We start from the raw sequence: 20,230 nt of genomic DNA, 5'->3' as shown, positions 1-20,230 counted from the left end.
CGCCGTCGGAGCACGTCCGGCGGCGCTATTCACGCTGATCTCCTGTGACTCGACGCGACAGATAATGTAGTATCTCCGGCAATATTGCCCCTTTGAAGGCTGGCGAATAAGTTGAGGAATCAGAATTAATGAGCGATATGGCAGAGCGCCTTGCGCTACATGAATTTACGGAAAACGCCTACTTAAACTACTCCATGTACGTCATCATGGATCGTGCGTTGCCGTTTATTGGTGATGGTCTGAAACCCGTTCAGCGCCGCATTGTGTATGCGATGTCTGAGCTGGGTCTGAATGCTACCGCCAAATTTAAAAAGTCGGCCCGTACCGTCGGTGACGTACTGGGTAAGTACCATCCGCACGGCGACAGCGCCTGCTATGAAGCGATGGTTCTGATGGCGCAGCCGTTTTCTTACCGTTATCCGCTGGTTGATGGTCAGGGGAACTGGGGCGCGCCGGACGATCCGAAATCGTTCGCGGCAATGCGTTACACCGAATCCCGTCTGTCGAAATATTCCGAGCTGTTATTGAGCGAGCTGGGGCAAGGGACGGCGGATTGGGTGCCAAATTTCGACGGCACCTTGCAGGAGCCGAAAATGCTGCCTGCCCGCCTGCCGAATATTTTGCTTAACGGCACCACCGGTATTGCTGTCGGGATGGCAACGGACATTCCGCCACATAACCTGCGCGAAGTCGCACAGGCAGCAATCGCCTTAATCGACCAGCCGAAAACCACGCTCGATCAGTTACTGGATATTGTGCAGGGGCCGGATTACCCGACCGAAGCGGAAATCATCACCTCCCGGGCGGAGATCCGCAAAATCTACGAAAATGGTCGTGGTTCTGTGCGTATGCGCGCAGTGTGGAAGAAAGAAGATGGCGCGGTGGTCATCAGTGCCTTACCGCATCAGGTTTCTGGTGCGCGCGTACTGGAGCAAATTGCTGCGCAAATGCGTAACAAAAAGCTGCCAATGGTTGACGATCTACGCGATGAATCCGACCACGAGAACCCGACCCGTCTGGTGATTGTGCCGCGCTCTAATCGCGTGGATATGGATCAGGTGATGAATCACCTCTTCGCCACCACCGATCTGGAAAAGAGCTATCGCATTAACCTTAATATGATTGGTCTGGATGGGCGTCCGGCGGTGAAAAACCTGCTGGAAATCCTCTCCGAATGGCTGGTATTCCGTCGCGATACCGTGCGCCGCCGTTTGAACTATCGTCTGGAGAAAGTCCTCAAGCGCCTGCATATCCTGGAAGGTTTGCTGGTGGCGTTTCTCAATATCGACGAAGTGATTGAGATCATTCGTAATGAAGATGAACCGAAACCGGCGCTGATGTCGCGTTTTGGCCTCACGGAAACCCAGGCGGAAGCGATCCTCGAATTGAAACTGCGTCATCTCGCCAAACTGGAAGAGATGAAGATTCGCGGTGAGCAGAACGAGCTGGAAAAAGAGCGTGACCAGTTGCAGAGCATTCTGGCTTCCGAGCGCAAGATGAATAATCTGCTGAAGAAAGAGTTGCAGGCCGATGCGCAAGCATATGGTGACGATCGCCGTTCACCGTTGCAGGAACGCGAAGAAGCGAAAGCAATGAGTGAGCACGACATGCTGCCGTCTGAACCCGTTACCATCGTGCTGTCGCAGATGGGCTGGGTGCGTAGCGCTAAAGGCCACGACATTGACGCCCCAGGTTTGAACTACAAAGCGGGTGACAGCTTTAAAGCTGCGGTGAAAGGCAAGAGCAACCAGCCAGTGGTGTTTGTTGATTCTACCGGACGCAGCTATGCCATCGACCCAATTACGCTGCCGTCGGCGCGTGGTCAGGGCGAACCGCTTACTGGCAAACTGACGTTGCCGCCAGGTGCTACCGTTGACCATATGCTGATGGAAAGCGACGATCAGAAACTGTTGATGGCTTCCGATGCGGGTTACGGTTTTGTCTGCACCTTTAACGATCTGGTGGCGCGTAATCGTGCAGGTAAAGCATTGATCACTTTACCGGAAAATGCGCATGTCATGCCGCCGGTAGTCATTGAAGATGCTTCTGATATGTTGCTGGCAATTACTCAGGCAGGCCGCATGTTGATGTTCCCGGTAAGCGAGCTTCCGCAACTGTCGAAGGGTAAAGGCAACAAGATCATCAACATTCCGTCGGCAGAAGCCGCGCGGGGCGAGGATGGTTTGGCACACCTGTATGTACTGCCGCCGCAAAGTACCCTGACCATTCATGTCGGGAAACGCAAAATCAAACTGCGCCCGGAAGAATTGCTGAAAGTTACCGGTGAGCGTGGCCGTCGCGGCACCTTGATGCGTGGTTTGCAGCGTATCGACCGTGTCGAGATTGATTCGCCTCTCCGCGCCAGCAGCAGCGATAGCGAAGAGTAATATGCCGGAGGGGGCTTTCTCCCGTTTGCAAGGACTGCCGGATGGAACGTTAAGTCGTCATCCGGCAGCGTAATCAGCCCCAGGAAACGATAAAAATTCCCTTGAAACCGTTGTTTATTCATGCGTTGCGATTAACAATACGCTTTTCCAGAGAGCGGCTTTTAACAATGCCCTAACCTGATTTCAGGTGACGTACAATGCCAGTCTCTCAGATCTTCAGAGGGTGTTATGCTATATATCTTTCGTCTTATTATTACCGTGATTTACAGCTTGTTAGTCTGTGTTTTCGGCTCCATTTACTGTCTGTTCAGCCCGAGAAATCCGAAGCATGTGGCCACCTTTGGGCATATGTTTGGTCGTCTTGCGCCGCTGTTCGGCCTTAAAGTTGAGTGTCGCAAACCCGCTGATGCTGAAAGTTATGGTAATGCTATCTATATCGCTAACCACCAGAACAACTATGACATGGTGACGGTATCGAATATCGTGCAGCCACCGACAGTCACTGTGGGTAAAAAGAGTTTGCTGTGGATCCCCTTTTTTGGTCAGTTGTACTGGTTAACTGGCAACTTATTGATCGACAGAAACAATCGTACTAAAGCGCACGGCACTATCGCGGAAGTGGTGAATCACTTCAAAAAACGCCGTATTTCCATCTGGATGTTCCCGGAAGGAACGCGCAGCCGTGGTCGTGGCCTGCTGCCGTTTAAAACAGGGGCATTTCATGCGGCGATTGCGGCAGGCGTCCCCATTATTCCCGTGTGTGTTTCCACAACTTCGAATAAGATTAATCTTAACCGACTGAATAATGGTTTAGTGATCGTAGAAATGCTGCCGCCAATTGACGTCAGTCAATATGGTAAAGATCAGGTTCGCGAGCTGGCTGCCCATTGTCGTTCGATAATGGAACAAAAAATAGCCGAGCTCGATAAAGAAGTCGCAGAGCGCGAAGCCGCCGGAAAAGTTTAAGTCGGCAGTCTGTTTTTGCGGGAATGTTTTCCTGCACGGTATTACTTTAGCCAGTTTTACATGGAGCAAATATGTCACTCAGTCGGCGTCAGTTCATTCAGGCATCGGGGATTGCACTGTGTGCAGGAGCAGTCCCCCTGAAGGCAAGCGCAGCCGGGCAACAGCAACCGCTGCCCGTTCCGCCGCTGCTTGAATCTCGCCGTGGGCAACCGCTGTTTATGACAGTACAACGTGCGCACTGGTCATTTACGCCAGGAACGCGCGCGTCGGTTTGGGGTATCAATGGTCGCTACCTTGGGCCGACTATCCGCGTCTGGAAGGGCGATGATGTTAAGCTGATTTACAGCAACCGACTGACAGAAAATGTCTCAATGACAGTCGCCGGGCTACAGGTGCCAGGCCCGCTGATGGGGGGGCCTGCACGCATGATGTCGCCAAATGCTGACTGGGCACCTGTGCTGCCAATTCGTCAGAGCGCCGCGACCCTGTGGTATCACGCTAACACACCGAACCGCACGGCACAGCAGGTTTATAACGGCCTTGCCGGGATGTGGCTGGTGGAAGATGAAGTCAGCAAGTCGCTGCCAATCCCTAATCATTATGGAGTGGATGATTTTCCGGTCATTATCCAGGATAAACGGCTGGATAACTTTGGCACGCCGGAATACAACGAGCCGGGAAGCGGCGGTTTTGTTGGCGATACGCTACTGGTCAATGGCGTACAAAGCCCGTATGTTGAAGTTTCGCGCGGTTGGGTGCGCCTGCGTTTATTGAACGCGTCGAACTCCCGTCGTTATCAATTACAGATGAGTGACGGACGTCCGTTGCACGTGATTTCTGGCGACCAGGGGTTCCTGCCTGCACCCGTGTCGGTGAAACAGCTTTCGCTGGCACCGGGCGAGCGTCGTGAGATTCTGGTGGATATGAGCAACGGTGATGAAGTGTCGATCACCTGTGGTGAAGCGGCGAGCATTGTTGATCGTATTCGTGGCTTCTTTGAGCCATCCAGCATTCTGGTTTCCACGCTGGTGCTGACGCTACGCCCGACCGGTCTTCTGCCGCTGGTGACAGACAGCCTGCCGATGCGTTTGTTACCGACCGAAATAATGGCCGGATCTCCGATTCGCAGCCGTGATATTAGCCTGGGTGACGATCCTGGCATCAACGGGCAGTTGTGGGACGTCAATCGTATTGATGTCACCGCGCAGCAAGGTACGTGGGAACGCTGGACGGTGCGGGCAGATGAGCCGCAATCATTCCATATTGAAGGCGTGATGTTCCAGATCCGTAACGTGAACGGTGCGATGCCATTCCCGGAAGACAGAGGCTGGAAAGACACCGTATGGGTTGATGGGCAAGTGGAACTGCTTGTCTATTTCGGTCAGCCTTCCTGGGCGCACTTCCCGTTCTACTTTAATAGCCAGACGCTGGAAATGGCGGATCGCGGTTCCATCGGGCAACTGTTGGTTAATCCGGTGCCTTAATCTCCATACTCGCCCGAGGAGGGCGAGTATGGAATACCTTTCGATTTCTCTTTCGTTCCGGCTTATAATCCCCGGCCTTTGATTATTTTTTTACCATTTCTGGAAGCAAAATGAGCTCTATCTCCCTGATCCAACCGGATCGCGACCTGTTCTCCTGGCCGCAGTACTGGGCCGCCTGTTTTGGACCGGCACCGTTTTTGCCGATGTCTCGTGAAGAGATGGATCAACTTGGCTGGGATAGCTGCGACATCATTTTGGTTACTGGCGACGCGTATGTTGATCACCCGAGCTTCGGGATGGCGATTTGCGGTCGTATGCTGGAAGCGCAAGGCTTTCGTGTCGGGATCATCGCCCAGCCGGACTGGAGCAGCAAAGATGATTTTATGCGTCTGGGCAAACCGAATCTGTTTTTCGGCGTGACTGCAGGCAACATGGACTCGATGATCAACCGTTACACTGCCGATCGTCGTTTACGTCATGACGATGCCTACACCCCGGATAATGTCGCGGGTAAGCGTCCGGATCGCGCGACACTGGTTTATACCCAGCGTTGTAAGGAAGCATGGAAAGATGTACCGGTGATCCTCGGTGGTATCGAGGCCAGCCTGCGTCGTACCGCGCATTATGATTACTGGTCTGACACCGTGCGCCGTTCGGTGCTGGTAGATTCCAAAGCCGACATGCTGATGTTCGGTAACGGTGAGCGTCCGCTGGTGGAAGTGGCGCATCGTCTGGCGATGGGCGAGCCGATTAGTGAAATCCGCGATGTACGTAATACCGCGATTATCGTGAAAGAAGCGCTACCTGGCTGGAGTGGCGTGGATTCTACTCGTCTCGACACTCCCGGGAAAATTGACCCGATCCCGCATCCGTATGGCGAAGATTTGCCGTGCGCGGATAACAAACCGGTGACACCGAAAAAACAGGAAGCGAAAGCCGTTACTGTGCAGCCGCCGCGTCCGAAACCGTGGGAAAAAACCTACGTGTTGTTGCCTTCATTCGAGAAAGTGAAGGGCGATAAAGTGCTGTACGCACATGCTTCGCGTATTCTGCACCACGAAACCAACCCAGGCTGCGCTCGTGCGCTGATGCAAAAACATGGCGACCGCTATGTGTGGATCAACCCGCCAGCCATTCCGCTTTCTACCGAAGAGATGGACAGCGTCTTTGCGTTGCCGTACAAGCGCGTGCCGCATCCGGCTTACGGTAATGCCCGTATTCCGGCTTACGAAATGATCCGTTTCTCGGTCAATATTATGCGTGGCTGCTTTGGCGGCTGTTCTTTCTGTTCTATTACCGAGCATGAAGGGCGCATTATTCAGAGCCGTTCGGAAGACTCGATCATTAATGAGATTGAAGCGATCCGCGATACCGTTCCGGGCTTTACGGGCGTGATTTCCGATCTCGGCGGGCCAACGGCCAACATGTATATGTTGCGCTGCAAATCGCCACGCGCCGAGCAGACCTGCCGCCGCTTGTCGTGTGTGTATCCGGATATTTGTCCGCATATGGACACTAACCACGAGCCGACGATCAATCTCTATCGCCGTGCCCGCGATCTGAAAGGCATTAAAAAGATCCTGATCGCCTCCGGCGTGCGCTATGACATCGCCGTAGAAGATCCGCGCTACATCAAAGAGCTGGCGACCCATCACGTCGGTGGTTATCTGAAGATTGCGCCGGAACATACCGAAGAAGGGCCACTGTCGAAGATGATGAAGCCGGGCATGGGTAGCTATGACCGCTTTAAAGAGCTGTTCGACACCTACTCGAAACAGGCAGGCAAAGAGCAGTATCTGATCCCGTATTTCATCTCCGCACACCCCGGTACGCGTGATGAAGATATGGTGAACTTGGCGCTGTGGCTGAAAAAACACCGCTTCCGTCTCGACCAGGTGCAGAACTTCTATCCGTCGCCGTTGGCTAACTCGACCACCATGTATTACACCGGCAAAAACCCGCTGGCGAAGATTGGTTATAAGAGCGAAGACGTCTTCGTACCGAAGGGCGACAAGCAGCGACGTTTGCATAAAGCGTTATTGCGTTACCACGATCCGGCAAACTGGCCGTTAATCCGCCAGGCGTTGGAAGCGATGGGTAAAAAGCATCTGATTGGCAGTCGTCGCGATTGCTTAGTGCCAGCGCCAACCATTGAAGAGATGCGCGAGGCCCGTCGCCAGAACCGCAATACCCGTCCGGCGTTGACCAAACATACGCCAATGGCGACCCAGCGCCAGACACCTGCCGGAGCAAAGAAAGCGCCGCCCGCGCAATCTCGCCCGGTGAATGCAGGGGCGAAGAAACGCCCAAAAGTGGCTGTTGGTCGTTAAGTTAATTATCCCCGGTAGCAGAATTGCTACCGGGGATATTTTTATCATTCCGCATACATACGCAAGCAGCGCAGGCAATCAAAATAGTCTTGCGCATCAAGGCGTGTATTGGCTCTGTTAGCTTCGGATTTGGCGGCGTAGATCTGCGGGCGTAATGCTTTTATATCCTGCTCAAGTCGGGCGATTTTGGCATTTAATGTTTGTACATTACCCGCCAGTTGACTGACCTTTTGTTCATTGACGCAGCCACTTAGTAAGCTGGTCGCCAGAACAACAGCTCCCACGGTGAAAATCGTTTTCATATAGTGTTCCCTTTTATTTATTATTCCTATTCAACTCACTGCTTTAATCTGGCCGCAGTCTTCGCTTCAATCTGTTTAAGCAAACTTCCGCTATCCGGACGGATGAAATCTGCAATTTCCCACAGCCCTTCGCGCCGCTGTAAAACCAAATCCTGCTCTTCGCTGTTGCCATTGGTCAGCGCAATACGAACATGGATGCGGGCGGAATCAGCGGTTTTCTCCAGTACACGGATTTCATTAATGCGAGAAAATAGCGTTTCTTCGCCAAAACAGACCGGATTATCGTAAATAAATTGCCGCTCGATTTGCATATCTTCATCGGGGTTGCTGTCAGTTTTGAAGGTAGTTTTATAGAAGGCATTAACGGCCTGACGATAAGTGTCGGAAACAACCCACGTCCAGGGCCAGCTATAATCGGCAATATGCTCAAATAGTTCACTGACAAAAGCTTCTGGCTGTTCTTTTTGCAGCGATGCCAGCGTTGCCAGGATTTTTTCATTCTCGCTATTAACTGCCTGCCAGACGCTACCATGATTGCTGGCAATATCGTCAATGACCCAGCGATCATTTTCGGCCACCATTTTCAGCGTTTGCGTGGTCTTTTCTTTATCGTCTTTGAAGGCACGAAAGCGCACAACGGCATCCGCGTGGTCGGCGTCTATTTGGGTAATCGCTACGCTTTCTAACACCAGATCGCCAAAATCCTGACAGTCACAAATCGGATCGTAATCCAGCCAGCCAATATTGCCCGGTAGAGTGAGATTATCATTCAGGGTTAGCACCTTTTGTATGCGTTCAGATGTTATTGCCTGCTCTCCTGTTGCACCGAAATAAGGCGCACTGGCATCCGATTTATAGTTTTGATAAATCAGGCGAACTGTTTGTTCAGCGGTTAGCGATGGTGATTGTGCCTGAGTCGTGAAGCTTGCAAAAACAGCCAAAAACAGAAGAAGTATTTGTCTCATCTGTTTTTTACCTCACCGTCGCGTTTATCCATATTGTAGATGCTTTGTTGCTTTAAGAGCTTCCAGCTCCGCATGATGATGTCCTTAAATGTGGCATTTCTGAACGGAGGAGAGTAACAACGGGCGGGAGGAGAGGGGAATAAATGATTTCTGAAAAGTCCGGTAGCGGAACATTACCGCCACCGGGAGAATTTGTGCGTTAGCCGCCGAACTGGTCGGGATCGGGACCGAGGCGTTTACCTTGATCGAGTTTCGCGATTTCACCAAGTTCGTCTTTGTCGAGACGGAAATCCCAGACATTAAAGTTTTCGGCAATGCGTGAAGGTGTGACTGATTTTGGGATCACCACCAGGCCGTTATCCAGATGCCAGCGGATGACAATCTGTGCTGGAGTTTTGCCGTATTTATCCGCCAGATCGCGAATGATTTTCTGGTCAAAGACACCTTTTCCGCCTTGCGCTAACGGGCTCCAGGATTCGGTCTGAATTTTGTGCGTAGCGTTCCAGGCGTGAAGCTGGCGTTGCTGCATCAGCGGATGAAGTTCGATCTGATTAATCACGGGGGGCACGCCAGTTTCATCAATCAGACGTTGCAAATGGTGGATCTGGAAGTTACAGACGCCGATGCTTTTGATTAACCCCTCTTTTTGCAGCTCGATCATTCCCTTCCATGCTTCGACATAATGGTCGATAGCGGGAACGGGCCAGTGCATTAAGTAGAGATCGATATAATCAAGCTGGAGTTTTTTCAGGCTGTCCAGCAGGGCTTCACGGGGACGCTTGTGGTCGTCGTTCCACAGTTTGGTAGTGATGAACAACTCTTCTCTGGCAAGTGCGGCATTTTTCAGTGCCTTGCCGACGCCTTCTTCGTTTTTATAGGCCGCGGCGGTATCAATCGAGCGATATCCCACTTCCAGGGCTTTTTGAATCGCGGTGATTACCTCCTCATTACTTGCTTGCCAAACGCCCAGTCCCAACTGGGGCATGACATTGCCATCCTGTAGCTTAATAACGGTTGGATTAGTCATATGTTCCTCCTTATATGAACTCACCGGAGCAGGCTCCGGTGAGGTGTTGTGAACTTAAGTCTGGACGAAATACCCAAAAACGAAAGTTTGAGGAGGAAAAAGCTTAACGGGCTGCTTCGTAAATGCGACGGCTGACATCCAGCGTAATATCATGATTTTCGCCCAGTTGGGTCATGCCGTGTTCTTCCAGCTTCTTCAGTAATGCCGGGATAGAACTGCCGTCCAGGCCGTAGTCGGACAGGCGCGTCGGCACGCCTAATTGCTCGAAGAAGTTGCGGGTAGCGGCAATTGCGGCGTCAATACGCTCGTCATCGGAACCTTCGGTGATGTTCCAGACACGTTCAGCGTATTGCAGCAGTTTCGCGCGCTTGGTGTCGCGTTTTTCATTCCATAGCGCAGGCAGGACGATAGCCAGCGTTTGCGCGTGATCCAGGCCGTGCATAGCAGTCAGTTCGTGGCCCAGCATATGCGTTGCCCAGTCCTGCGGTACGCCCGCGCCAATCAAACCGTTCAGTGCCTGAGTCGCTGCCCACATGACGTTCGCGCGCACATCGTAGTTTTCTGGCTCTTTCAGGGCTTTCGGGCCATCTTCGAGAAGCGTCAGCAAAATACCTTCTGCGAAGCGATCCTGAATTTTGGCATCAACCGGTTTGGTAACATACTGTTCTACGGTGTGTACAAAGGCGTCCACTACGCCATTAGCCACCTGGCGCGGCGGCAGGGTGTAGGTATAAACCGGATCGAGCACGGCAAATACCGGCTGAACGTGGGCAGAATGAAACGCCTGTTTGTCACCGGTGGTTTTGCGAGAGATCACCGCACCTGCGTTGGATTCTGAACCGGTCGCTGGCAGCGTCAGCACGCAGCCCATTGGGATGGCACTTTTAATCTCTTTACCACCCGTTTGCAGGATGTGCCACGGATCGACATTCTCAGGATAATTTGCTGCTGCGGCGATAAACTTGGTGCCGTCCAGTACGGAACCGCCACCAACCGCCAGCAGGAAAGTCACTTTCTGTTCGCGAACCAGTTTCACGGCGTTCATCAGCGTTTCATAAGTCGGGTTTGGCTCGATACCGCCAAACTCCAGCACGTCCATGCCTTTCAGGGAATCCAGTACTTGAGCCAGAACGCCGGTTTTTTTAACGCTACCGCCGCCGTAAGTAATCAATATGCGGGCATCGTGAGGGATTTGCTCGCGTAAACCGGCGATAGCGCCTTTACCAAACAGAATGCGGGTTGGGGTATGCAGATTAAAGTTGTTCATTACTTGCTCTCTTTGCTGGGCCAATATGAGGGCAGAGATCAGTCTGCCTGATGTTTGTCATTGTGGTCGCCAGCGCCGTGGCTCTCAATGCTCATTTCTGCCAATGTCTTGCCTATTTCTCCAGAGTGCTGGAGAAATAGTACAAAATTGCGCACAATCAAATTGCCGCATTAATCCTAAGAAATTACACAATATGAAACGTGAAGAGATTTGCCGACTGCTGACGGATAAAATTAATAATCTGAAAAATAAAGAAAATAGTTTGTCAGAACTGTTGCCTGATGTGTGCTTGCTGTTTGGCGAGAATCCCGGGGCACGTACGCCGGTAATGTACGAGCCAGGCATCATAATTCTCTTTTCCGGGCATAAAATCGGTTATATCAATGAACGAGTGTTTCGTTATGATGCCAATGAATATCTGCTACTGACGGTGCCATTACCCTTTGAGTGCGAAACTTACGCTACGCCGGAGGTGCCATTAGCGGGCTTACGTCTCAATGTTGATATTTTGCAGTTACAGGAACTGTTGATGGACATTGGCGAGGATGAACATTTTCAACCGTCGATGGCAGCCAGCGGCATAAACTCCGCCACGCTGTCAGAAGAGATTTTATGTGCGGCGGAGCGGTTACTGGATGTGATGGAGCGACCGCTGGATGCGCGCATTCTCGGCAAGCAGATCATCCGCGAAATTCTTTACTACGTGCTGACCGGACCTTGCGGCGGAGCATTACTGGCGCTGGTCAGTCGCCAGACGCATTTCAGTCTGATTAGCCGCGTGCTGAAACGTATTGAGAATAAGTACACCGAAAATCTAAGCGTCGAGCAACTCGCGGCAGAAGCCAATATGAGTGTTTCTGCCTTTCATCATAATTTTAAATCTGTCACCAGCACCTCGCCTTTGCAGTATTTGAAGAACTACCGGCTGCATAAGGCGCGAATGATGATCATCCACGATGGCATGAAAGCCAGTGCGGCAGCGATGCGTGTAGGTTATGAAAGTGCATCACAGTTCAGCCGCGAATTTAAACGTTACTTCGGTGTGACGCCGGGTGAAGATGCAGCAAGAATGCGGGCGATGCAGGGGAGTTAAATGCGTTCCCGGCATTGCTGCCGGGAACAGAGGAAAATGTCAGGCGTTACCGTATTTTTTTTTAATTACCACAAACAGCGTGCCTAACAGGCCTGCGGTTAACAGGGCAATTGGCAGGATCATCAGAAACGTCATCACCTGATCTTCATGGCGTTTAACGAACGGGATCATGCTTAAGGCGTAACCAAAACTGGTCACCACGCTGACCCACAGCAGTCCACTTAGCCAGTTGAAAAACTGGAAGCGACGGTTTGGCAGACCGGAAATCCCCGCCATTGTTGGCAGCAGCGTGCGGACAAATGCGAGAAAACGCCCAGCCAGCAGAGCCAGCAAACCGTGGCGGTCAAACATACAGATGGCGCGTTGATGATATTTAGCCGGAAGCTGCGCCAGCCAGCCTTTCACCGTTTTGGTATTACCTAACCAACGTCCCTGAATATAACTTAACCAGCAGCCCAGACTGGCTGCGGCAGTCAGAATCGCGATTGTTGGCAGAAAATCCATAACCCCCTGGGCAATCAGTGCGCCAGCCAGTATTAACAAGCTGTCGCCTGGCAAAAACGAGGCGGGCAACAGGCCGTTTTCTAAAAACAGCGTGGCAAACATGACAAAGTAAACAACGCTAACAATATGAGGGTCCGCCAGCGCGGCAAAGTCGTGTTGCCAGAGCGCAGCGATAATGTCTTGAATAACAGCCATGGACTTTCCTGTGGAACAGCGTTTAAGCCTTTATTTGCCTATTGTACTCCTGAATCGTCCGGGACGCCTTGATCCCGGACGCAACAATTTAAGACTAATCACAATTAAATGTCTGCAAAATTGTCCAAATTTGGCAATGTTACACAATTCGTGCAAAGCCCGCGTCCAGATCGGCAATCAGATCGTCGACGTTTTCCAGACCAATATGCAGGCGAATCAACGTGCCGCTGAAATCAATCTTTCCTTGTGGGCGGATGGCTGCGATATGTTCCGGCTGATTCGCAAGGATCAACGATTCATAGCCGCCCCACGAGTAGGCCATGCTAAATAAACTGAAGTTATCCAGATAGTTCGCCAGTTCTTCGTCGTTGAGTTTTTTCTTCAGCACAAAGGAAAATAGTCCGCTGCTACCTGTAAAGTCTCGTTTCCAGAACTCATGGCCTTTACTTTCCGGCAGAGCAGGGTGGTTAACCCGCTCAACCAGCGGATGCGCTGCCAGCCATTCCGCAACTTTCAGACTGCTTTCATGATGCTGACGCAGACGCACGCCTAAAGTGCGCAAGCCACGGCTGGTCATATAGGCGGTATCGGCATCGACCATCTGCCCCATCAGATAAGAGTTCTCCCGCAGTTGCTCCCAACAACGGGCATTGCACACCGCGGTGCCGATCATCGCATCTGAGTGACCCACAAGATATTTGGTGGCGGCCTGAATGGAAATATCGATACCAAAATCAAGGGCTTTGAACAGCACTCCGGCAGCCCAGGTGTTATCAATCATAATGATGGCGTCCGGCACCACGCTGCGCACGGCGGCGACAATCGCCGGAACATCATGCACTTCCATAGTGATGGAACCTGGCGATTCCAGAAACACCACTTTGGTATTTGGCTGCAGATGTTTAACGATATTCGCGCCAATCAGCGGATCAAACCACGATGTCGTTACGCCCAATTTGCTGAGGATTTTGCTACAAAAATCCTGACTCGGTTCGTAGGCTGTGTTGGTCATCAACACATGATCGCCTTGTTCGACAAACGCGAGAATGGAATTGGCAACGGCTGCCGCCCCGCAAGGAAACAGCACGCAGCCTGCGCCACCTTCCAGTTCACACATCGCTTCTTGCAATGAGAAGTGCGTTAACGTTCCGCGGCGGCCATAGAATAATTCACCATTGGCACGATTACGCGTCGCGTGTTTTTTTGCTTCCACACTATCAAAGACCAGCGAAGAGGCGCGCTGAATCACGCTATTTACCGCGCCAAGGGTATATTTTTTGCTGCGCCCTGCATTGACCAGTTGAGTATCAATTTGTTTGTTTGCCATGTTGGGATTCCTGTTTTTATACGTCTGGATGTCTAAACTAGCATGAATAATAGTGGGCGCATCCTGAAGAATTGGCATAAAGCAGAAAATTTTCGCAAATGGCGTGCTGGTGACTTTTTTACTGCGTAAACGCAAAGAAAAGAAAGCAAAGGTACGGCAGTATGCAAATAGTAATGAGAACGACTATCAATTCGACGTCGTTTTGATATTATTGTGCGCAGATTTTGTGACTTGCGTCCTGGAGATACACAGTGGGTAATAATTTAATGCAGACGGATCTTTCCGTCTGGGGTATGTATCAGCACGCCGATATTGTCGTTAAGTGCGTGATGATTGGGCTGATTCTGGCCTCCGTAGTCACCTGGGCAATCTTCTTCAGCAAGAGCGTTGAGTTCTTCAACCAGAAGCGTCGCCTGAAGCGTGAACAGCAACTGCTGGCTGAAGCTCGCTCCTTAAACCAGGCCAACGATATCGCCGCTGATTTTGGTAGCAAAAGCTTAAGTCTGCATTTGCTCAATGAAGCGCAGAACGAGCTGGAACTGTCAGAAGGCAGCGACGATAACGACGGTATTAAAGAGCGCACCAGTTTCCGTCTTGAACGTCGGGTCGCCGCAGTGGGGCGTCAAATGGGGCGCGGTAACGGCTACCTTGCAACCATCGGCGCGATTTCGCCGTTTGTGGGGCTGTTTGGTACAGTCTGGGGCATCATGAACAGCTTTATCGGTATTGCGCAAACGCAGACTACCAACCTGGCAGTTGTTGCACCGGGCATCGCAGAAGCGCTGCTGGCAACGGCAATCGGTCTGGTGGCAGCAATTCCGGCGGTTGTTATCTATAACGTATTCGCACGTCAGATTGGCGGCTTTAAAGCGATGCTGGGTGATGTCGCAGCGCAGGTGCTGTTGCTGCAAAGCCGTGATCTGGATCTGGAAGCCAGCGCCGCTGCGCATCCGGTTCGTGTCGCACAAAAATTACGCGCAGGATAATGTCCGATGGCAATGCATCTTAACGAAAACCTCGACGATAACGGCGAAATGCACGACATCAACGTGACGCCGTTTATCGACGTGATGTTGGTTCTGCTGATTATCTTTATGGTGGCGGCACCGTTAGCGACGGTAGATGTGAAGGTGAACTTGCCTGCTTCTACCAGCACGCCGCAGCCGCGCCCGGAAAAACCGGTTTATCTGTCGGTGAAGGCGGATAACTCGATGTTCATCGGTAACGATCCTGTCACCGATGAAACGATGGTTACGGCACTGAATGCGTTAACCGAAGGTAAGAAAGATACCACCATCTTCTTCCGCGCGGACAAAACCGTCGATTACGAGACGTTGATGAAGGTAATGGATACGCTGCATCAGGCGGGTTACCTGAAGATAGGTCTGGTTGGCGAAGAAACTGCCAAAGCGAAGTAACGCAGAATTGCCTGATGCGCTGCGCTTATCAGGCCTACAGACTCTATCGCAATATATTGAATTTGCATGAATTTGTAGGCCGGATAAGGCGTTCATGCCGCATCCGACATTCGGTGCTCAATGCCTGATGCGATGCTGGCGCGTCTTATCCGGCCTACAAAATCTATTGCAACGTTTTGAATTTTCATGAGTTTGCAGGCCTGATGAGGTTTTTTCGCCGCATCAGGCAAGAGTTAAAAGCACAATGATGCCCGGTCGCTTCTCACAACCGGGCATTTTTTCAGCCTAAATGCTCACCGCCGCACACGCCGTGCACTTCCGCAGTGACGTATCCCTTTCTCCGCGACCTGTTTCGCCAGACCACGGCTGTAGTTAAGAATCGCCGTTTTCGTTGCAGCATAATCCAGCAAGTGTGGGCTTGGCTGATACGCCTGGATTGACGAAGTGGTTATGATACCGGAGCCTTTCGGCAACAATGGAATCGCTTCCTGGTTAATAAGGTAACCAGGAAGATCCCTAAACGTCGGATTTATGCGACAAAGGATTAACGTATATGTTGATTGGCTGTTGCGTGCTGTTTACTCAATTACGATATACTGTTGCCCGTTTTAACTACACGACAGGAATGTATGGAACGTTTTCTTGAAAATGCAATGTATGCTTCTCGCTGGCTGCTTGCCCCCGTGTACTTTGGCCTTTCGCTGGCGCTGGTTGCCCTGGCGCTGAAGTTCTTTCAGGAGATTATTCACGTATTGCCGAATATCTTCTCGATAGCGGAATCTGATTTGATCCTCGTGTTACTGTCGCTGGTAGATATGACGCTGGTTGGCGGTTTGCTGGTGATGGTAATGTTTTCCGGTTATGAGAATTTTGTCTCGCAGTTAGATATCTCCGAGAACAAAGAGAAGCTGAACTGGCTGGGGAAAATGGATGCTACGTCGCTGAAAAATAAAGTGGCGGCGTCGATTGTGGCAATCTCTTCCATTCACTTACTGCGCGTCTTTATGGATGCGAAAAATGTCCCGGATAACAAACTGATGTGGTACGTCATTATCCATCTGACGTTTGTGCTCTCTGCATTTGTGATGGGCTATCTTGACCGACTCACCCGTCATAATCACTGATCTTATTCGGGCGCGGTTCTCGCGCCCGGTATTAACACGTTATTTATCGGAAGACGCCTGCCACAGATTTAGCTCGCCATCAGCGATATGTTGGTCAATCTGCGCCAGTTCTTCGGCACTAAACAGCAGATTATTTAGCGCCTGTACGTTCTCCTCCAGTTGCTCCGGACGGCTGGCACCAATCAATACCGACGTCACTCGATCATCTTTCAGCAACCAGCTTAATGCCATTTGAGCCATAGATTGACCACGCTGCTGTGCCATTTCATTTAATAAACGCAGACTGTTGAGGTTGGCGTTGGTAAGCATTTTCGGCGTCAGGCCGCGAACTTTGTGCCCTTCACGATGCATCCGAGAATCTTCAGGAATACCGTTGAGATATTTTCCGGTTAACAATCCCTGGGCGAGCGGAGTGAAGGCAATGCAGCCCACACCGTTATTTTCCAGGGTATCCAGCAGACCGCTTTTATCCACCCAGCGGTTCAGTAAATTGTACGAAGGTTGGTGAATTAGCAGCGGAATTTTCCACTCGTGTAGCAACTCGACCATTGTTTGCGTTCGCTCTGGCGAGTAAGACGATATCCCGACATACAGAGCCTTACCACTTTGCACCGCATGGGCCAGCGCCGACGCGGTTTCTTCCATCGGCGTATTTTCATCGACGCGATGAGAGTAAAAGATATCGACATACTCCAGCCCCATACGTTTCAGGCTTTGGTCGAGGCTGGCGAGCAGGTATTTACGCGACCCGCCAGAGCCATACGGGCCGGGCCACATATCGTAGCCAGCTTTGGTGGAGATGATTAACTCGTCACGATAAGCGGCAAAATCTTCCCGCAGCAGACGGCCAAAGTTCTCTTCCGCACTGCCAGGAGGCGGGCCGTAGTTGTTGGCTAAATCAAAGTGCGTAATGCCCAAATCAAAGGCTTTACGCAGGATCGCACGCTGTGACTCCAGCGCGTTGACGTGACCAAAATTGTGCCACAAACCGAGCGATAACGCGGGCAGGCGTAAACCGCTTTTTCCGCAATAGCGGTACTGCATCTGCTCGTAACGCTCGGGATTCGCTAACCAGACCATGACATCTCCTTTCCACTGTTCAATTTCGAAACGATGTTTCTAGTCTAGCGATTTGCCAGGGGAGATCCCGTAGCATCGCTCACAGTGTGACGAAAAACTGGGCAAAAACACGTGCTTATGCTTTGCTTAAAAAAACACCAGTTGAGGAGTGAAACGATGCCGCGTCTGACCGCTAAAGATTTCCCACAAGAGTTGCTGGACTACTACGACTATTACGCTCACGGGAAAATATCGAAACGTGAGTTCCTCAATATTGCGGCGAAGTATGCAGTGGGCGGGATGACGGCATTAGCATTGTTTGATTTGCTCAGGCCAAATTACGCATGGGCGACCCAGGTGGAGTTTACCGATCCGGATATTGTTGCGGAGTACATCACGTATCCTTCGCCAAATGGTCATGGTGAGGTGCGCGGCTATCTGGTGAAACCTGCGAAGATGAACAGCAAAACGCCAGCCGTAGTGGTGGTGCATGAGAATCGCGGGCTGAATCCGTATATCGAAGATGTGGCGCGGCGAGTGGCGAAGGCAGGATATATTGCCCTCGCTCCTGACGGTTTAAGTTCCGTTGGCGGCTATCCCGGGAACGATGACAAAGGCCGCGAGCTGCAACAGCAGGTCGATCCAACCAAACTGATGAATGACTTCTTTGCCGCGATTGAGTTTATGCAACGCTATCCGCAAGCCACTGGCAAGGTAGGTATAACCGGATTTTGCTATGGCGGTGGGGTATCGAACGCGGCAGCGGTGGCATATCCGGAACTGGCCTGCGCGGTGCCGTTTTATGGTCGCCAGGCTCTGGCCGCCGATGTGGCGAAAATTGAAGCGCCTTTACTGCTCCACTACGCCGAACTGGACACGCGAATTAACGAAGGCTGGCCCGCTTATGAGGCAGCGTTGAAAGCGAATAATAAGGTCTATGAGGCGTATATTTATCCGGGGGTTAATCACGGATTCCATAATGATTCCACTCCCCGTTATGACAAATCTGCCGCCGATCTTGCCTGGCAAAGAACGCTGAAATGGTTCGACAAATATCTCTCTTGATGCGTTTATCTCTTACTGGATAACGTCTTTCACATACAGGAAAAAATAGCGTGCGTAAAAGTCGTACTTTGCCTAAAATATCGCTATATAGATTTGTATATAGCGATTGGAGATAAATTATGAATAACCATTTTGGTAAAGGCTTAATGGCGGGATTAAAAGCAACACATGCCGACAGTGCGGTTAATGTGACGAAATTCTGCGCCGATTATAAACGCGGTTTTGTATTAGGCTACTCGCACCGGATGTATGAAAAGACCGGCGATCGTCAGCTTAGCGCCTGGGAAGCAGGCATTCTGACGCGGCGTTATGGGCTGGATAAAGAGATGGTAATGGATTTCTTTCGTGAGAATAATTCCTGTTCTACTTTGCGCTTTTTTATGGCTGGTTATCGCCTCGAAAATTGATCAAACATACGTATTATCTTGCTTTAATTAATTACACTAATGCTCCTTCCCCTTCGTTTTAGCGCCCCGCCGCAGTATCATGACAATGATAACCATAATAAATGTGTGGTAAATGGCGCATCGATCGCATTATCGATTTTGCGGTTGAGGCAAAATATATGCCAGGTCTTCGCAACGGAATAACTATAAATGACTGGAGATAACACCCTCATCCATTCTCACGGCATTAATCGCCGTGATTTCATGAAGCTTTGTGCAGCATTAGCCGCCACCATGGGGTTGAGTAGCAAAGCCGCCGCAGAGATGGCCGAATCGGTCACTAACCCGCAGCGCCCGCCGGTTATCTGGATTGGCGCGCAGGAATGTACTGGTTGTACGGAATCTCTGCTTCGTGCAACGCATCCAACGGTAGAAAACCTCGTGCTGGAGACTATCTCTCTGGAATATCACGAAGTGCTCTCCGCCGCTTTCGGCCATCAGGTTGAAGAGAACAAACATAACGCGCTCGAGAAATACAAAGGGCAGTATGTGTTGGTTGTGGATGGTTCCATCCCATTAAAAGATAACGGTATTTACTGCATGGTCGCCGGTGAGCCGATTGTGGATCACATCCGCAAAGCGGCAGAAGGTGCTGCCGCAATTATCGCTATCGGTTCCTGCTCCGCGTGGGGCGGTGTCGCCGCTGCTGGGGTTAACCCAACCGGTGCGGTCAGCCTGCAAGAAGTTCTGCCGGGCAAAACCGTTATCAACATTCCAGGCTGCCCGCCGAACCCGCACAACTTCCTTGCGACCGTTGCGCACATCATCACTTACGGTAAACCGCCGAAGCTGGATAACAAAAACCGTCCGACCTTCGCCTATGGGCGTCTGATTCACGAACATTGCGAACGTCGCCCGCACTTCGATGCTGGTCGTTTCGCCAAAGAGTTTGGTGATGATGGCCATCGCGAAGGCTGGTGCCTGTACCACCTCGGCTGTAAAGGACCGGAAACTTACGGTAACTGCTCCACACTGCAATTCTGCGACGTTGGCGGTGTATGGCCGGTGGCGATTGGTCACCCGTGCTACGGCTGTAACGAAGAAGGTATCGGCTTCCATAAAGGCATCCATCAGCTTGCCAACGTCGAAAACCAGACGCCGCGTTCACAGAAACCGGACGTTAACGCTAAAGAGGGCGGCAACGTTTCTGCGGGCGCTATCGGTTTGCTTGGCGGTGTGGTTGGGCTGGTTGCCGGTGTCAGCGTGATGGCGGTGCGTGAACTGGGTCGTCAGCAAAAGAAAGATAACGCTGACTCACGGGGAGAATAACC

At 51.4% G+C, this 20,230-nt stretch carries 18 protein-coding genes and 1 pseudogene; 11 read left to right on the top strand and 8 right to left on the bottom strand.

The genetic code is table 11. From position 1 onward, the window contains the following. Positions 1-128: 128 nt before the first annotated feature. From parC to C0K55_RS03065, 4 genes are all read left to right on the top strand, one after another. Positions 129-2,387, top strand: a complete 2,259-nt coding sequence (gene parC / locus C0K55_RS03080) for a DNA topoisomerase IV subunit A (RefSeq protein WP_001281917.1) — start codon at positions 129-131, stop codon at positions 2,385-2,387. 228 nt (positions 2,388-2,615) lie between these two features. Next, complete coding sequence (gene plsC / locus C0K55_RS03075) at positions 2,616-3,353, top strand: 1-acylglycerol-3-phosphate O-acyltransferase (RefSeq protein WP_105266455.1); 738 nt, start codon at positions 2,616-2,618, stop codon at positions 3,351-3,353. A 71-nt stretch (positions 3,354-3,424) separates the two neighbouring features. Beyond that, a complete protein-coding gene (gene ftsP, locus C0K55_RS03070) occupies positions 3,425-4,837 on the top strand; it encodes a cell division protein FtsP (protein ID WP_001517107.1) in 1,413 nt (470 codons plus the stop codon). 110 nt (positions 4,838-4,947) lie between these two features. Next, positions 4,948-7,167, top strand: coding sequence for a YgiQ family radical SAM protein (locus tag C0K55_RS03065; RefSeq protein ID WP_016249218.1), 2,220 nt, complete (start codon positions 4,948-4,950; stop codon positions 7,165-7,167). A 44-nt stretch (positions 7,168-7,211) separates the two neighbouring features. On the opposite strand, the gene yqhH is transcribed toward C0K55_RS03065, so the two are convergent. From yqhH to yqhD, 4 genes are all read right to left on the bottom strand, one after another. Then, positions 7,212-7,469: a lipoprotein YqhH gene (gene yqhH, locus C0K55_RS03060; protein WP_001517105.1), complete on the bottom strand. Its 258-nt coding sequence runs from the start codon at positions 7,467-7,469 to the stop codon at positions 7,212-7,214. 35 nt (positions 7,470-7,504) lie between these two features. Further along, entirely contained in the window at positions 7,505-8,434 is a 930-nt protein-coding gene (locus C0K55_RS03055; protein WP_105266454.1) for a YbjP/YqhG family protein, read from the bottom strand. 199 nt (positions 8,435-8,633) lie between these two features. Then, positions 8,634-9,461 carry a 2,5-didehydrogluconate reductase DkgA gene (gene dkgA, locus C0K55_RS03050; RefSeq protein ID WP_000184343.1) on the bottom strand — a complete coding sequence of 276 codons (828 nt, stop codon included), beginning with the start codon at positions 9,459-9,461 and terminating at the stop codon, positions 8,634-8,636. Between the two features lie 103 nt (positions 9,462-9,564). Next, complete coding sequence (gene yqhD / locus C0K55_RS03045) at positions 9,565-10,728, bottom strand: alcohol dehydrogenase (RefSeq protein WP_105266453.1); 1,164 nt, start codon at positions 10,726-10,728, stop codon at positions 9,565-9,567. Positions 10,729-10,921: 193 nt separating this feature from the next. On the opposite strand from yqhD, the gene yqhC reads away from it, so the two are divergent. Continuing rightward, positions 10,922-11,821: a DNA-binding transcriptional regulator YqhC gene (yqhC, locus tag C0K55_RS03040; protein WP_001517104.1), complete on the top strand. Its 900-nt coding sequence runs from the start codon at positions 10,922-10,924 to the stop codon at positions 11,819-11,821. Between the two features lie 39 nt (positions 11,822-11,860). Here the strand turns inward: yqhC and yghB are convergent, their stop codons facing one another. Together yghB and metC are read right to left on the bottom strand one after the other, a co-directional pair. After that, the gene (gene yghB / locus C0K55_RS03035) at positions 11,861-12,520 is read right to left on the bottom strand and encodes a DedA family general envelope maintenance protein YghB (protein ID WP_105266452.1); all 660 of its coding nucleotides are present in this window, start codon (positions 12,518-12,520) and stop codon (positions 11,861-11,863) included. A gap of 139 nt (positions 12,521-12,659) precedes the next feature. Further along, complete coding sequence (gene metC, locus C0K55_RS03030; RefSeq protein WP_105266451.1) at positions 12,660-13,847, bottom strand: cystathionine beta-lyase; 1,188 nt, start codon at positions 13,845-13,847, stop codon at positions 12,660-12,662. Positions 13,848-14,098: 251 nt separating this feature from the next. Between metC and exbB the strand changes: the two genes are divergently transcribed. Next, a complete protein-coding gene (exbB, locus tag C0K55_RS03020; RefSeq protein ID WP_000527841.1) occupies positions 14,099-14,833 on the top strand; it encodes a tol-pal system-associated acyl-CoA thioesterase in 735 nt (244 codons plus the stop codon). A gap of 6 nt (positions 14,834-14,839) precedes the next feature. Then, on the top strand, positions 14,840-15,265 hold the full coding sequence (gene exbD, locus C0K55_RS03015; RefSeq protein ID WP_001240714.1) for a TonB system transport protein ExbD: 426 nt from the start codon (positions 14,840-14,842) through the stop codon (positions 15,263-15,265). A gap of 326 nt (positions 15,266-15,591) precedes the next feature. Here the strand turns inward: exbD and C0K55_RS03010 are convergent. Further along, positions 15,592-15,768 (bottom strand): annotated as a pseudogene (locus tag C0K55_RS03010) (SDR family oxidoreductase); the annotation flags it as partial. Between the two features lie 126 nt (positions 15,769-15,894). Between C0K55_RS03010 and C0K55_RS03005 the strand changes: the two are divergent. Continuing rightward, positions 15,895-16,389: a TIGR00645 family protein gene (locus C0K55_RS03005; RefSeq protein ID WP_001517102.1), complete on the top strand. Its 495-nt coding sequence runs from the start codon at positions 15,895-15,897 to the stop codon at positions 16,387-16,389. Positions 16,390-16,428: 39 nt separating this feature from the next. Here C0K55_RS03005 and gpr read toward each other — a convergent pair whose 3' ends face one another. Further along, positions 16,429-17,469 carry an L-glyceraldehyde 3-phosphate reductase gene (gpr, locus tag C0K55_RS03000; protein ID WP_085449279.1) on the bottom strand — a complete coding sequence of 347 codons (1,041 nt, stop codon included), beginning with the start codon at positions 17,467-17,469 and terminating at the stop codon, positions 16,429-16,431. Positions 17,470-17,625: 156 nt separating this feature from the next. Between gpr and yghX the strand changes: the two genes are divergently transcribed. The 3 genes from yghX (at position 17,626) to hybO (ending at position 20,228) form a co-directional block, all read left to right on the top strand. Further along, complete coding sequence (gene yghX, locus C0K55_RS02995) at positions 17,626-18,513, top strand: YghX family hydrolase (protein ID WP_010378800.1); 888 nt, start codon at positions 17,626-17,628, stop codon at positions 18,511-18,513. 119 nt (positions 18,514-18,632) lie between these two features. Continuing rightward, entirely contained in the window at positions 18,633-18,920 is a 288-nt protein-coding gene (gene yghW, locus C0K55_RS02990; protein ID WP_001059136.1) for a DUF2623 family protein YghW, read from the top strand. 189 nt (positions 18,921-19,109) lie between these two features. After that, complete coding sequence (gene hybO / locus C0K55_RS02980) at positions 19,110-20,228, top strand: hydrogenase 2 small subunit (protein ID WP_000145417.1); 1,119 nt, start codon at positions 19,110-19,112, stop codon at positions 20,226-20,228. Positions 20,229-20,230 lie beyond the last annotated feature (2 nt).

The organism is Escherichia sp. MOD1-EC6098 (genome assembly GCF_002965865.1).
Classification (GTDB): Bacteria; Pseudomonadota; Gammaproteobacteria; order Enterobacterales; family Enterobacteriaceae; genus Escherichia; species Escherichia marmotae.
The sequence above is the reverse complement of the archived record's forward strand: the minus strand, read 5'-3'. Positions and strand labels throughout refer to the sequence as shown.

Coding starts and splice junctions, on each gene's coding strand:
- parC (WP_001281917.1), top strand. CDS start 129: ATGAGCGATATGGCAGAGCGCCTTGCGCTACATGAATTTACGGAAAAC.
- yghW (WP_001059136.1), top strand. CDS start 18,633: ATGAATAACCATTTTGGTAAAGGCTTAATGGCGGGATTAAAAGCAACA.
- dkgA (WP_000184343.1), bottom strand. CDS start 9,461: ATGACTAATCCAACCGTTATTAAGCTACAGGATGGCAATGTCATGCCC.
- ftsP (WP_001517107.1), top strand. CDS start 3,425: ATGTCACTCAGTCGGCGTCAGTTCATTCAGGCATCGGGGATTGCACTG.
- yqhC (WP_001517104.1), top strand. CDS start 10,922: ATGAAACGTGAAGAGATTTGCCGACTGCTGACGGATAAAATTAATAAT.
- yqhH (WP_001517105.1), bottom strand. CDS start 7,469: ATGAAAACGATTTTCACCGTGGGAGCTGTTGTTCTGGCGACCAGCTTA.
- C0K55_RS03065 (WP_016249218.1), top strand. CDS start 4,948: ATGAGCTCTATCTCCCTGATCCAACCGGATCGCGACCTGTTCTCCTGG.
- yghX (WP_010378800.1), top strand. CDS start 17,626: ATGCCGCGTCTGACCGCTAAAGATTTCCCACAAGAGTTGCTGGACTAC.
- hybO (WP_000145417.1), top strand. CDS start 19,110: ATGACTGGAGATAACACCCTCATCCATTCTCACGGCATTAATCGCCGT.
- yghB (WP_105266452.1), bottom strand. CDS start 12,520: ATGGCTGTTATTCAAGACATTATCGCTGCGCTCTGGCAACACGACTTT.
- gpr (WP_085449279.1), bottom strand. CDS start 17,469: ATGGTCTGGTTAGCGAATCCCGAGCGTTACGAGCAGATGCAGTACCGC.
- plsC (WP_105266455.1), top strand. CDS start 2,616: ATGCTATATATCTTTCGTCTTATTATTACCGTGATTTACAGCTTGTTA.
- C0K55_RS03005 (WP_001517102.1), top strand. CDS start 15,895: ATGGAACGTTTTCTTGAAAATGCAATGTATGCTTCTCGCTGGCTGCTT.
- yqhD (WP_105266453.1), bottom strand. CDS start 10,728: ATGAACAACTTTAATCTGCATACCCCAACCCGCATTCTGTTTGGTAAA.
- metC (WP_105266451.1), bottom strand. CDS start 13,847: ATGGCAAACAAACAAATTGATACTCAACTGGTCAATGCAGGGCGCAGC.
- exbD (WP_001240714.1), top strand. CDS start 14,840: ATGGCAATGCATCTTAACGAAAACCTCGACGATAACGGCGAAATGCAC.
- C0K55_RS03055 (WP_105266454.1), bottom strand. CDS start 8,434: ATGAGACAAATACTTCTTCTGTTTTTGGCTGTTTTTGCAAGCTTCACG.